At 66.3% G+C, this 13,174-nt stretch carries 12 protein-coding genes; 10 read left to right on the top strand and 2 right to left on the bottom strand.

Annotated features, from left to right (window positions below):
- Window positions 1–170 precede the first annotated feature (170 nt).
- Both DFR29_RS18690 and cysS read right to left on the bottom strand, forming a co-directional pair.
- Window positions 171–608 carry a SufE family protein gene (locus tag DFR29_RS18690; RefSeq protein WP_133820150.1) on the bottom strand — a complete coding sequence of 146 codons (438 nt, stop codon included), beginning with the start codon at window positions 606–608 and terminating at the stop codon, window positions 171–173.
- Window positions 605–1,990 (bottom strand): cysteine--tRNA ligase, encoded by a 1,386-nt coding sequence (gene cysS, locus DFR29_RS18685; RefSeq protein WP_133820149.1) that lies wholly within the window; start codon window positions 1,988–1,990, stop codon window positions 605–607. Before cysS ends, DFR29_RS18690 begins: the two co-directional genes overlap by 4 nt.
- 258 nt (window positions 1,991–2,248) lie before the next feature.
- Between cysS and DFR29_RS18680 the strand changes: the two genes are divergently transcribed.
- The 10 genes from DFR29_RS18680 to DFR29_RS18635 all read left to right on the top strand — a co-directional run bounded on the left by DFR29_RS18680 (window position 2,249) and on the right by DFR29_RS18635 (window position 13,144).
- Window positions 2,249–2,788 carry a glycine zipper 2TM domain-containing protein gene (locus tag DFR29_RS18680; RefSeq protein ID WP_133820148.1) on the top strand — a complete coding sequence of 180 codons (540 nt, stop codon included), beginning with the start codon at window positions 2,249–2,251 and terminating at the stop codon, window positions 2,786–2,788.
- A gap of 388 nt (window positions 2,789–3,176) precedes the next feature.
- A complete protein-coding gene (locus DFR29_RS18675) occupies window positions 3,177–4,184 on the top strand; it encodes an N-acetylornithine carbamoyltransferase (protein ID WP_133820147.1) in 1,008 nt (335 codons plus the stop codon).
- A 57-nt stretch (window positions 4,185–4,241) separates the two neighbouring features.
- Window positions 4,242–5,456 carry an argininosuccinate synthase gene (locus DFR29_RS18670; RefSeq protein WP_133820146.1) on the top strand — a complete coding sequence of 405 codons (1,215 nt, stop codon included), beginning with the start codon at window positions 4,242–4,244 and terminating at the stop codon, window positions 5,454–5,456.
- Complete coding sequence (locus tag DFR29_RS18665; protein WP_243746106.1) at window positions 5,453–6,562, top strand: acetylornithine deacetylase; 1,110 nt, start codon at window positions 5,453–5,455, stop codon at window positions 6,560–6,562. The genes DFR29_RS18670 and DFR29_RS18665 overlap by 4 nt, the downstream gene beginning before the upstream one ends.
- Window positions 6,549–7,865, top strand: coding sequence for an acetylglutamate kinase (locus DFR29_RS18660; RefSeq protein WP_133820145.1), 1,317 nt, complete (start codon window positions 6,549–6,551; stop codon window positions 7,863–7,865). The genes DFR29_RS18665 and DFR29_RS18660 overlap by 14 nt, the downstream gene beginning before the upstream one ends.
- 4 nt (window positions 7,866–7,869) lie before the next feature.
- On the top strand, window positions 7,870–8,835 hold the full coding sequence (gene argC, locus DFR29_RS18655) for an N-acetyl-gamma-glutamyl-phosphate reductase (protein ID WP_133820144.1): 966 nt from the start codon (window positions 7,870–7,872) through the stop codon (window positions 8,833–8,835).
- On the top strand, window positions 8,832–10,133 hold the full coding sequence (locus DFR29_RS18650; RefSeq protein ID WP_133820143.1) for an argininosuccinate lyase: 1,302 nt from the start codon (window positions 8,832–8,834) through the stop codon (window positions 10,131–10,133). The genes argC and DFR29_RS18650 overlap by 4 nt, the downstream gene beginning before the upstream one ends.
- Entirely contained in the window at window positions 10,130–11,284 is a 1,155-nt protein-coding gene (proB, locus tag DFR29_RS18645; protein ID WP_133820142.1) for a glutamate 5-kinase, read from the top strand. Before DFR29_RS18650 ends, proB begins: the two co-directional genes overlap by 4 nt.
- Window positions 11,281–12,537 (top strand): glutamate-5-semialdehyde dehydrogenase, encoded by a 1,257-nt coding sequence (locus DFR29_RS18640; protein ID WP_341829860.1) that lies wholly within the window; start codon window positions 11,281–11,283, stop codon window positions 12,535–12,537. The genes proB and DFR29_RS18640 overlap by 4 nt, the downstream gene beginning before the upstream one ends.
- Window positions 12,538–12,886: 349 nt before the next feature.
- Complete coding sequence (locus DFR29_RS18635; RefSeq protein WP_133820141.1) at window positions 12,887–13,144, top strand: hypothetical protein; 258 nt, start codon at window positions 12,887–12,889, stop codon at window positions 13,142–13,144.
- Window positions 13,145–13,174: the final 30 nt, after the last annotated feature.

Genomic DNA, 13,174 nt, shown 5'->3' with positions numbered 1-13,174 from the left:
CGACAGGAGAGCCCCGCTTTGCGGGGCTCTTGTTTTTCGCGGTCGCGAGCGGCTTACAGCCGCTGCACCGATGTTGCGGCGGATACCCTTGCGAAGGTACCTGTTTCGGCACCTCGCGGTGCAATTCGCGTTCGCTCATCGCACCCTGCGACGGCGTTGTCGCAGCGCGTTCAACCCGCCGAAACGCTGCGCGCGTATTGCTGGATGGTCTTGAGCATGGCGGCCAGCCCGTTCGAGCGCGTTGGCGACAGGTGCTTGGCCAGGCCGATCGCATCGACGAAGCGCGGTTCGGTCGCAAGTATCGCCGCGGCCGAACGGCCCGAGTAGACGCGCAGCAGCAGCGCGATCAGGCCGGTGACGATGGACGAGTCGCTGCTGGCGGCGAATTCCAGCCGCTCGGCGCTGCCGCTGGGCACCAGCCAGACCTGGGATTGGCAGCCGTGTACCTTGTGCGCCTCGGTCTTCCATTCCTCGGGGAAGGGCGGCAGTTTGCGGCCCAGGTCGATCAGGTACTGATAGCGTTCGGTCCAGTCGCCAAAGAAGGCGAACTCGTCGACGATGGTGTCCTGGGCGGCCGCCGCCGCCGCCGCGGTAGTCTCTTGGCTCATGGCCGCGTCACGCGCCAGCGCGTGCCCTGTGCGCCGTCTTCGATGGTGACGCCCAGCGCCGTCAGCTCGGCCCGCACCGCGTCGGCGCGGGCGAAGTCGCGCGCTGCGCGCGCGGCATTGCGTTGCGCGATCAGCGCCTCGACTTTTTCCGCATCGATTTCAGTGCCGGCGGCAGCCTGCTTGAACCAGGCTTCCGGTTCCAGCCGCAGCAGGCCGACCAGCCCGGCCGCGGCCAGCAGCTGTGCCTTGGCCTGGCTTGCCTCGGCTGTGCCGGCGCTGCGCCGTGCGGTATCGGCCAGTCCGGCGAGAATGGCGAAGGCGTCCGGTGTGTTGAGGTCGTCCAGCAGCGCGGCTTCGAAGGTCTCGGGTACGGACGCTTCGGCAGCGGTGTCGACCGTGGCCAGATCGCGCAGCACGCCGTACCAGCCGTCGAGCGTCGCGCGGGCCTGGTTCAAGGCTGCTTCGGACCAGTCCAGCGGCTGCCGGTAATGTGCCTTCAACAGCACGAAGCGCAGCACTTCCGCCGGGAAAAGATCCAGCAGTTCATGCAACACCAGCGTGTTGCCGACCGACTTGGACATCTTGCGGCCTTCCAGCGTCAGCATGCCGTTGTGCAGCCAGTAGCGCGCGAAGATCTTGCCGCCGTGGGCGCAGGTGCTCTGCGCAATTTCGTTCTCGTGATGCGGGAACTGCAGATCGACGCCGCCGGCATGGATGTCGATGGTCTCGCCCAGGTGGGTCTCGCTCATGGCCGAGCATTCGATGTGCCAGCCCGGGCGGCCGCGGCCCCAGGGGCTGTCCCAGCCGGGCAGGTCGTCGCTGGAAGGCTTCCACAGTACGAAATCGGCGGGGTTTTTCTTGTACGGCGCCACTTCCACGCGCGCGCCAGCAATCATGTCGTCGAGCGAGCGGCCGGACAGATGGCCGTAGTCGGCATAGCTGGATACGTCGAACAGCACATGGTCCTCGGCGGCATAGGCATGGCCACCGGCGATCAGGCGTTCGCACATGGCGATGATCTGAGGGATATGCGTGGTCGCATGCGGCTCCACGTCGGGCGGATCCACGCCGAGGCGGGCCATGTCGTCGCGATAGGCGGCGGCGTAGCGGTCGGTGACAGTGCCGATTGATACGCCGGCTTCGCGCGCGGCGGTGTTGATCTTGTCGTCGACGTCGGTGATGTTGCGTGCGTACACCACGCCGGGGTAATGCCGGCGCAGCAGGCGAGCGAGCAGGGCGAATACCACGGCCGGGCGCGCATTGCCGATATGCACATAGTTGTAGACGGTCGGGCCGCAGCAATACAGGGTGACCCGGTTCGGGTCTTGCGGAACGAAGTCCTCGACGCGGCGGGACAGGCTGTTGTGTAGACGAAGATTCATGCTGGTCGACCGTTGATGAGCCGCAAATTGTAGCGTGCACAGGGCCCGCTGCGCCGGGCCGGCGTGAGGCCGGGGCGGGGCGCGACCTGTTCAGCTGGAACGCCAGATTGGCAATCCCTGCCTTGGCCTTATCGCTGATTCAGCCAGATGAGGTTAAATTCTCATCAAGTCTATGCTGTTAACGCGCGGCTCCGGGGCTATCCGGGGCGCCAGGGATCCAGGCCTCAGGCGCGATACCCAGCCTCCCGGAGATTCAAGATGTCAGGTCGGTTCCCGCTCTTGTTTGCTGCTGTTCTGTTCTCTACTGCGGCCGTGGCCCAGCCGCAGGAACGTCGCGAGTATTCCGACGAAGGCGTCCACTTCGCCTGGGCCGATGTAGTCCGCGTCGATCCTATCTATACCTACGAACGCGTCGCCCGGCCCGAGCGCGAGTGCTACGACAGCGAAGTCGTGCGCCGCGAAGACCGCCGCGGCAACAACACCGGCGCGACCGTGCTCGGCGCCATCATTGGCGGTGCGCTGGGCAACCAGGTCGGCAAGGGCGACGGACGCAAGGCCGCCACCATTGCCGGTGCCGTCGCCGGCGGCGCTATTGGCAACAGCGCCGGGCGTCGCGATGACGAAACCTATGTGAGCAACGAGCGGCGCTGCCGCGAGGTCGACGGCGGCTACGAAGAGCGCCGCATCAACGGCTACGACGTGGAATACCGCTACCGCGGCGAGACCTATATGTCGCGGCTGAACTACGATCCGGGCGAGCGTATCCGCGTCCGTGTCGCGGTTACCCCGGCCGAGTAGAAATTTTCCCGCTGTTTTCAACACCCCGGGCGGTTTGCCGTCCGCGGTGTCTGTCGTCGCCGCGCCTGCCGCTCGCCGTAGCGAGCTCGTCAGCTGTGCTTATGCCTTCGTGTTGTTGCGCCGCGCAAAACTTCCGTGCATCATCCCGCGGCCTTTACTGCCGACACCCCATGAACGCGAACTACGCCGACGCCGATGTCCTGACCAGCGCCCGCATGGCTGCCGGCATGACTTCGCGTGCTCGCCGACCGTTCCCGTACTCATACGCCGGGTAGGTGTCGCACAGCTTTAACGTGTATCGACGAAAACCCGGCCCCAGTGCCGGGTTTTTTCTTGTTCGCTTCGAACGCCCCGGACACCAGGCCCACTGCCCACTCCGAGGATTTCGATGACTCTGCGCCATTTCCTGAACACCAACGACTGGTCCCGCGCCGAACTGGACGCCCTGCTCGAGCAGGCGGCCGACTTCAAGCGCAGCCGCCTGGGCCGGCAGATGGCCGGCAAGTCGATCGCGTTGCTGTTCTTCAACCCCAGCATGCGCACCCGCACCAGCTTCGAGCTGGGCGCCTTCCAGCTCGGCGGTCACGCCGTTGTGCTGGAACCCGGCAAGGCCGCGTGGCCGATCGAATTCGAGCCCGGCGCGATCATGGAAGGCGATACCGAAGAACACATCGCCGAAGTGGCCCGCGTGCTGTCGCGCTATGTCGACCTGATCGGCGTGCGCGCGTTTCCCAAATTCCAGCAGTGGGAAACTGATCGCCAGGACAAGGTGCTGAAGGCCTTCGCACAGTATTCCAGCGTACCGGTGATCAACCTCGAAACGATTACCCATCCCTGCCAGGAACTGGCGCATATCCTCGCCCTGCAGGAGCACTTCGGCGCGCTGCAGCGCAAGAAGTACGTGCTTACCTGGACGTATCACCCCAAGCCGCTGAACACTGCCGTGGCCAATTCGGCCCTGCTGATCGCCACGCGCTTCGGCATGGACGTAACCCTGCTCTGCCCGACGCCGGAATACACCCTGGACCCGCGCTATATGCAGCTGGCGCAGCAGAACGCCGCGGAGAACGGCGGCTCGCTGCAGGTCAGCCACGATGTGGAAGCCAGCTATAGCGGTGCCGACATCGTCTATGCCAAGAGCTGGGGAGCGCTGCCGTATTTCGGCCGCTGGGAGCAGGAAAAACCGATCCGCGAAGCCCACCGTCACTTCATGGTCGACGAGGCCAAGATGGCCTTGACCAACAACGGTGTGTTCAGCCACTGCCTGCCGTTGCGGCGCAACGTGAAGGCGACCGACGCGGTGATGGATTCGCCCGCCTGCATCGCCGTCGACGAGGCGGAAAACCGCCTGCACGTGCAGAAGGCGATCATGGCTGCGCTGCTCGGCCAGCGCTGAAACGCGGTCCGCCGTCCGATTTCCATTATTTACTTGACAACTTTGCGGAAATTTCCCATGTCAGAATCTTCCAGCGCCGCCAGCAAGGACGTCGTGCTCGCCTTTTCCGGCGGCCTAGACACCAGCTTCTGCATCCCCTATCTGCAGGAGCGCGGCTATGCCGTACATAGCGTTTTCGCCGACACCGGCGGTGTCGATGCGGAAGAACGCGCCTATATCGAGGCGCGTGCGGCCGAGCTGGGGGCGGCCAGTCATGTCACCGTCGACGGCGGCCCATCCATATGGTCGGGTTTCGTCAAGCCTTTTGTCTGGGCGGGCGAGGGCTACCAGGGCCAGTACCCGCTGCTGGTGTCCGACCGCTATCTCATCGTCGAAGCGGCGCTCAAGCGCTGCGCAGAAATCGGCACGCGGCTGATCGCCCACGGCTGCACCGGCATGGGCAATGATCAGGTGCGTTTCGACCTGGCGGTGAAGGCGCTGGGCGACTACGAAATCCTCGCTCCCATCCGTGAGATCCAGCGCGAGCACAAGGAAGTACGCGCCTACGAACAGGCCTACCTGGAACAGCGCGGCTTCGAAGTACGCGCCAAGCAGAAGAGCTATACGATCAACGAAAACCTGCTCGGCCTGACCATGTCCGGCGGCGAGATCGACCGCTGGCAGGCACCGGGCGAGGGCGCGCGCGGCTGGTGTGCGCCGCGCAAGGACTGGCCGGCACAGCCCTTGCGCCTGCAGATCCGTTTCGAACAGGGCGAGGCGGTGGCGCTCGACGGCGAGCGCATGGCCGGCCATGTCATCCTCGCCCGGCTCAACGCTGCGCTGGCGCATTACGGTGTCGGCCGCGGCATCTATACCGGCGACACCACCATCGGCCTGAAAGGACGCATCATCTTCGAGGCGCCGGGCCTGATCGCGCTGTTGTCGGCGCACCGTGCGCTGGAAGAAACCGTGCTGACGCGGCATCAGAACCGCTTCAAGCCCGAGGTGGCGCGGCGCTGGGTGGAACTGGTCTACGAAGGCTTCTACCACGACCCGCTCAAGCGCGATCTGGAAGCCTTTCTTGCCTCCAGCCAGTCCTGTGTCAACGGCACGGTGACGCTGGAAACCAGCGGCGGCCTGGTCCATGCCGTGGCGATCGAATCGCCGCACATCCTCAACGCCAAGGGCGCCACCTATGCGCAATCGGCCGACTGGGGCGTGGCCGAAGCCGAGGGTTTCATCCGCCTGTACGGCATGAGTTCCACGCTGTGGGCCGAGGTCAACCGTTCGTGAGCACCGGCCATGCACTGCTCGACGCCTGCCTGCGCCATCTGCGCGCGCTGGTGTCCTACGACACGCAGAACCCGCCGCGACGCATCGGCACGGACGGCATTTTCGATTATCTGCAGGCGCAGCTGCCGGGTTTCCGCCACGAGCTGCGCGACCACGGCGCCGGCGCGGTCAGCCTGTATTCGGTGCGTGGAAAACCGCGCTTTCTGATCAATGTGCATCTGGATACTGTGCCGGCGACACCGACCTGGACGCGCGACCCCTTCGACCTGCTGGTGACCGCCGACCGCGCCATCGGCATGGGCGCCTGCGACATCAAGGGCGCGGCAGCGGCCATGCTTGCCGCCGCCAACGCTGTCGACGGCGATTGCGCCTTCCTGTTTTCCTCTGACGAGGAAGCCAACGACGCGCGCTGCATCGCTGCATTCCTGGCCCAGCCGCGCGACTACGAAGCGGTACTCGTGGCCGAGCCGACCCAGGCCGAGGCTGTGCTGGCGCATCGGGGCATCAGTTCGGTGCGCCTGCGTTTCGCCGGCAAGGCCGGACATGCTTCCGGCGCCAATGCGGCGAGCGACAGCGCCGTGCATCAGGCGTTGCGCTGGGGCGAGCGCGCGCTGGCTTATGCAGAATCCCTGAGCCATCACCGTTTCGGCGGTCTTACCGGCCTGCGTTTCAATATCGGCCGGGTCGAAGGCGGCATCAAGGCGAACGTGATCGCACCCTCGTGCGAGGTGCGCATCGGCTTCCGTCCGCTGCCGACCATGGCCACCGAAGAGCTGATGGAAACCCTGCAGAGCCTGGGCCCGGCCTTGCCGGCGGAATTCGAGCCGACCTTCTTCGGCGCCTCGCTGCCGGCCGGCGATACCGCCCAGGCGGAAACACGCCGCCTGGCCGCGCGCGACGTCGCCGACGAACTCGGCCTGCCGATCGGCAATGCGGTGGATTTCTGGACCGAAGCGGCGCTGTTTTCCGCTGCCGGCCTCACCAGCCTGGTCTACGGTCCCGGCGACATTGCCCAGGCACATAGCGCCGACGAGTGGGTGGCCTTGGGTCAATTGCAGCAAGTTGCAGAAAGCTACGTACGGATAATTGCCCATGGCTCCCGCTAAGGATGTTCGCCAGACCATCGTGCGCCTGCTGTCCAGCATGGCCAGCGCGAAGGAGATCCACCAATACCTGAAGCGTTTCTCCCAGCTCGACGCCAAGCGCTTTGCCGTGGTCAAGGTCGGCGGCGCGGTGCTGCGCGACGATCTGGAAGCGCTGACCTCGTCGCTGGCGTTCCTGCAGGAAGTCGGCCTTACGCCCATCGTGGTACACGGCGCCGGCCCGCAGCTGGACGAACAGCTGGCCGCCGCCGGCATCGTCAAGCAGACCGTCGACGGCCTGCGCGTGACGCCGCCCGAAGCGCTGGCCATCGTGCGCCGGGTGATGCAGACCGAAAATCTGCGCCTGGTGGAATCGCTGCAGGCTTTGGACGTGCGCGCCACGTCCATCGTCGGCGGCGTGTTCGAATCGCGCTATCTCGATCAGGCGCGCCTGGCCCTGGTCGGCGAAGTGCAGGCGGTCAACCTGGCGCCGATCGAAGCCAGCCTGAATGCCGGCTCGATTCCGGTCATCGCCAGCCTGGGCGAAACGCCGGGTGGACAGATCCTCAACATCAATGCCGATTTCGCCGCGAACGAACTGGTGCAGGTGCTGCAGCCGTACAAGATCATTTTCCTCACCGGCACCGGCGGCCTGCTCGACGGCGACGGCCGCGTGATCGATTCGATCAACCTGTCCACCGAATACGATCATCTGATGAGCCAGCCCTGGATCAATGGCGGCATGCGCCTGAAGATCGAACAGATCAAGGATCTGCTGCAGAACCTGCCGCTGGCCTCGTCGGTCTCGATCACGCGGCCGGCCGAACTGGCCAAGGAACTGTTCACCCACAAGGGTTCGGGCACGCTGATCCGGCGCGGCGAGAAAGTACTGCGTTTCACGGCCTGGGAGGGCATCGACCGGCAGCGCCTGCGCGGGCTGATCGAATCGAGCTTCGGCCGTACCCTGGTGGCCGACTATTTCGAGCGCACGCAGCCGTTCCGCGTCTACGTCAGCGAAAACTACCGTGCCGCGGTAATCCTGACCGAAGAGCAGGGCCTGACCTACCTGGACAAATTCGCTGTGCTGGACGAGGCCCAGGGCGAAGGCCTGGGCCGGGCGGTGTGGCAGGTCATGCGCGAGGAAAACCCCAGTCTGTTCTGGCGTTCGCGCCACGGCAACCTGGTCAACCCGTTCTACTATGCCGAGTCCGACGGTTGCTACAAACAGGAGAAGTGGAAAGTGTTCTGGTACGGCCTGGACGGCTTCGACACCATCGCCCGCTGCGTCGCGCATTGCAGCGACCGCCCCGCAACCCTGATCGGCTGACCGCATGAGCAAGAGCGTAGGTATCATCGGCGCGCGCGGCCATACCGGGGCCGAGCTGATCCGCCTGATTGCCGGCCACCCCGGGCTGGAACTGGCTTTCGTTTCCTCGCGTGAACTGGAAGGCCGGCGCGTGGCCGACAGCGTGGCGGGCTTCGACGGCGAGTTGTGCTACGCCAATCTCGATGCTGAAGCCGCGGCGCAGCAGGCAGCCGACGCGGTAGTGCTGGCCCTGCCCAACGGCAAGGCCGCGCCGTATGTCGCGGCGATAGACGCAGCTGCACCGCAACGTGTCATTGTGGATCTTTCCGCCGACTACCGCTTCGACCGCAGCTGGTATTACGGCCTGCCGGAGCTGACCCGGGCGAATTACCAGGGCCAGCGCCGCATCAGCAATCCCGGCTGCTATGCGACCGCGATGCAACTGGCCATTGCACCCCTGAAGGAACTGCTGGCCGGGCCGCCGAGCTGTTTTGGCGTATCGGGCTATTCCGGCGCCGGTACCACGCCGTCGGACAAGAACGACGTGGACAAGCTGCGCGACAACCTGATGCCGTATTCGCTGACCGGCCATGTGCACGAGCGCGAAGTCAGCGAGCAGCTGGGTTTTCCGGTCGAGTTCATGCCACATGTGGCGCCGCATTTCCGCGGCATCACGCTGACCGCGAACCTGTGGCTGCAGCAGGCGCGGACGCGCGATGCGATCCGCGCGCGCTACGCCGAGCACTATGCGGGCGAACCGCTGCTGCGGCTGCTGGACGATGCGCCCTGGGTCAGCCGCATCGCCGGCCGTCATCATTGCGAGATCGGTGCGTTCGCGCTGGCGCCCGGCGGCAAGCGCGTCGTCGTGGTGGCGACGCTGGACAACCTGCTCAAGGGCGCGGCGACCCAGGCGCTGCAGAATCTGAATATCGTGCTGGGCTTTGCCGAATTCGACGGCATTCCGGTGCTGGCCGACGGAGCACAGGCATGAGTGGATTGTTGTGGCACAAGGATGGCGTGGAAGTCGATCCGCGCATCATGCAGTTCCTGGCCGGCGATGACGTGCTGCTGGACCGCGAGCTGTTCCTGCACGATGTGCAGGCCAGCCAGGCACATGTGCAGGGACTCGAACGCATCGGCCTGCTCGGTGCCGACGAGTGCGCCGGCCTGCTGCGCGAACTCGATGCGCTGGCGGCGGATTTCCGCAGTGGCGCCTTCGTACTCGATGCGCGCTACGAGGACGGCCATTCGGCCATCGAGGCGCGCCTGATCGAACGCCTTGGCGACGCCGGACGCAAGGTACATACCGGCCGCAGCCGCAACGACCAGGTGCTGGTGGCCTCGCGCCTGTGGCTCAAGGCCAGGCTGGACGAACTGATCGCCCATTGCACCGCTGCGGCCCGCGTCTGCCTCGACCGCGCGGCCAGCGAGGCATTGCCCATGCCGGGCTATACGCATCTGCAGCGTGCCGTGGTGTCGTCCACGGCGATGTGGTTTGCGGGCTTTGCCGAGGCGCTGATCGACGATGCGCGCCGTGCCCAGGATACGCGCGGGCTGATCGACGCGAATCCGCTGGGCACGGCTGCCGGCTACGGCGTGAACCTGCCGCTGGACCGCGATTTCACCACCGCGGCGCTGGGCTTCGCGCGCCTGCAGGTATCCCCGGTCTACGCCCAGCTGTCGCGCGGCAAGTTCGAACTGGCGGCGCTGGATGCGCTGGCCTCGGCACTGCTGGATCTGCGCCGGCTGGCCTGGGATCTGAGCCTGTTCACCACGGCCGAGTACGGCTTCGTGCATCTGCCGGCGGCCTATACCACGGGCTCGTCCATCATGCCGAACAAGCGCAATCCCGACGTGGTGGAACTGATGCGCGCCAGCTATGCCGCCGTCGCCGCGGCACGCTGCGAAGTGGAACAGTTGCTTTCGCTGCCTTCCGGCTATCAGCGCGACCTGCAGTTCTCCAAGGGTTCCATCGTGCACGGCTTCGGACGCGGCCTGGGTGCGCTGGCATTGTTGCCGGGCCTGTTGCGTGCGCTGGAGTGGAACGAAAGCAGCATGCTCGCGGCGATCGAACCGAGCATGTACGCGACCGATGTCGCGATAGAGCAGGCCGCCGCCGGCGTGCCGTTCCGCGAGGCCTACCGGCGTGCCGCCGAAACCGCGGCCAGTTCCGGCGAGGGACGCACGCCGCAGGGCAGCCTGGATGCGCGCGTATCGCCGGGCGGCGCAGCCGATCTGCGCCTGGACGAACTGGAGCGTCGCTGGCAGGCGCTGGCCGTGGCGACATGAGCACCAGCCGCCATAGCGAACAGGAACTGCCGCGCTGGCGCCGCGCCGTGCTCAAGGTCGGCAGCAGTCTGCTCGCCGCCAACGGCGGCGGCCTGAGCACGCGCCATGCGCTGGGCCTGGCCGAATTCATCGCGTCCAGCCACAGGGCAGGGCGCGAAGTGGTGCTGGTCTCTTCCGGTGCGGTCGCTGCCGGCCGCGCGCTGGTGCGCGCGCAGCCCGAAGCCGCGCATGGCCTGGCTGCGCGCCAGGCGCTGGCGGCGATAGGCCAGACCACGGTCGTTGCGCTGTGGCAGCGTTTTTTCGACCGTCCCGTGGCGCAAGTGCTGCTGACCCACGACGACCTGCGCAATCGTCGCCGCTACCTGAATGCGCGGGCGACCTTGCGCGAGCTGCTCAGTCTTGGCGCCTTGCCGGTGGTGAACGAAAACGACACCGTTGCCGTGGACGAGCTCAAGCTCGGCGACAACGACAATCTCGCTGCCATCGTTGCTGCCCTGGTCGATGCCGACCTGCTGCTCATCGCCACCGACATCGACGGCCTGTACTCAGCCAATCCGCGCAGCGACCCGGCCGCGCAGGCCATCGACGACGTGGCCGCAGTGACGCCGCAGGTACTGGCCATGGCGGGCGGCGCCGGCAGCAGCGTCGGTACCGGCGGCATGCTGACCAAGCTCGAAGCGGCGACCAAGGCCGCCACCGCAGGCATAGGCACGGTGCTGTTCAACGGCACCGATGCGCAGGCCATGCGCCTGCTCGCCGCCGATCGCCTGCGCGGTACGCGCTTCCGTGCCGGCGAAACCCGCCTGCATGCGCGCAAATACTGGCTCAGGCATGCGCCGCTGGCAGGTGGACGCATTCGCGTCGACGCAGGTGCGGCCAGGGCCTTGCAAAGCGGCGGCGCCTCGCTGCTGCCCGGCGGCATTGTCGGTGTCTCGGGCGAATTCGCCCGGGGCGACATGGTGGAAATCGAGACAATGCTCAATGAGCAGGCATCGAGCATCGCCCGCGGCATCAGCCAGTACGCCGCCGGCGAAGTGCGCCGCATTGCCGGACGCAAATCGGCCGAGATCGAAGGACTGCTCGGCTACAGCTACGGCGAAACCGTCGTACACCGCGACGATCTGGTCGCCACCGCAGGAGCGAACCCTTGAGCATCGGCGTGAAGGAACAGGCATTGGCCGCGCGCGTGGCGGCGCAGCAGCTGGCGGAAATGGACACGGCGGCGCGCAACAGCCTGCTCGAAGCCATCGCGGCGAGCATTGCTGCCGCGCAGGATTCGATCCTTGCGGCCAATGCGCAGGACATGGCCGCGGCGCAGGAGCGCGGCATTTCCGGCGCGATGCTCGACCGCCTGCGCCTGGACAGCAAACGTGTGCAGGACATGGTGCTGGGCATGCGCACGGTCATCGCCTTGCCCGATCCGGTCGGCCAGGTGACGCGGCGCGAACAGCGCCCCAACGGTTTGCTGATCGAGCGCGTGCGCGTTCCGCTCGGCCTGATCGCGATGATCTATGAGGCCAGGCCCAACGTGACCGCCGACGCGGCGGCGCTATGCCTCAAGGCCGGCAATGCCGTCATCCTGCGTGGCGGCTCCGAGGCGCAGCAGTCCAATCGCGCGATCGCGCAGGCGATAGGCGAGGGCCTGGAAGCCTGCGGCGTGCCGGCAGCAGCGGTCAGCGTGCTGGCAGATACGCGCCGGGAAAGCATGATCGAATTGCTGCAGCTCACCGATATTGTCGATCTGGCCATTCCTCGTGGCGGCGAAGGCCTGATCCGTTTCGTTGCCGAGCATGCGCGCGTGCCGCTGATCAAGCATTACAAAGGTGTCTGCCATCTGTTTGTCGATGCGAGCGCCGACCCCGAACTCGCACTGCGCCTGCTGATCGACGGCAAGACCACGCGGCCCGGCGTGTGCAATGCGCTGGAAACGCTGCTGGTGCATGAAGCTGCGGCGGCGCAGTTCCTGCCCGCGGCTGCCGCAGCGCTGCACGCGCGCGGCGTCGAGATGCGCGGCTGCGAACGAAGCCGTGCCATCGTCGCCGGCCTCGCGCCGGCCAGCGAGGACGACTACGCGGCAGAGTTCCTCGACCTCGTCATCGCCGTGTGCGTCGTCGCCGATGTGGAGGAGGCCATCGCGCATATCCGCCGCTACGGTTCCGATCACACCGAAGTCATCGCCACGCGCGACGAAGGTAATGCGCGGCGCTTTACCCAGGCCTTGCGCTCGGCTGTGATCATGATCAATGCCTCGTCGCGCTTCAGCGACGGCGGCGAGCTGGGCCTGGGCGCGGAGATCGGCATCTCCACCACGCGACTGCACGCCTATGGGCCCATGGGCGCGGAATCGCTGACGATCGAGCGCTACGTGGTGCGAGGGGAAGGGCAGGTCAGGCATCCCGCCTGAACGGCAAGCCATGCGTGCACCCGTAGGGCGCGATGAACGAACGCGAATTGCGCCGCGAGATCCCGTGCGGCGCGGCAAGCCGCAGACCGCGATGGTGCAATTCGCTGCGCTCATTGCACCCTACGACTAGCAGCAATCCCTGGCGTGCAGTCCTGGCGCCGTTTGCGCGATTCGGGCATCGCCGCCGGCCTGCCGTCAACGCATGTAGGCCGAAGGTCATGGGCGCTGCGCCGCGTGCGCCGAGCAGTGCGATGTATGCCATGAGTTGGGTCGCCGCAACGCAACCGTTTGCTATCGATGCTCATCCAAGTGAGGGCAAGCGCAACACACGTCCCCCTGGAGTATCGCCATGTCTAACTATAACGTCCTGTCTTCTTCCACCTTGCCGTCCAAGTTCGCGGCCACCTGTGCCGCTGCTTTCGGTTTCGCGGTGATCGGGCTGTTCACGCCGTCGCTGCCGCAGCCGGGCGCGGGCACGCCGCACGACAGCGGCATCGTCACCTTGCCGACCATTGTCGTCGTACCCGATGCTGCCGATCGCGCCGCTGCCGCGGCGCTCAGCAACGTCGTCGCCGCTGCCAGCGGCAACTCGGCCGACGGCGCCTGAATCCGTTCGACGGCGCCGCGACTGCTACGC

This window comes from Tahibacter aquaticus (assembly GCF_004363655.1).
Classification (GTDB): Bacteria; Pseudomonadota; Gammaproteobacteria; order Xanthomonadales; family Rhodanobacteraceae; genus Tahibacter; species Tahibacter aquaticus.
Note: the sequence above shows the minus strand (reverse complement) of the source record. Positions and strands in the feature narration are given on the sequence as shown.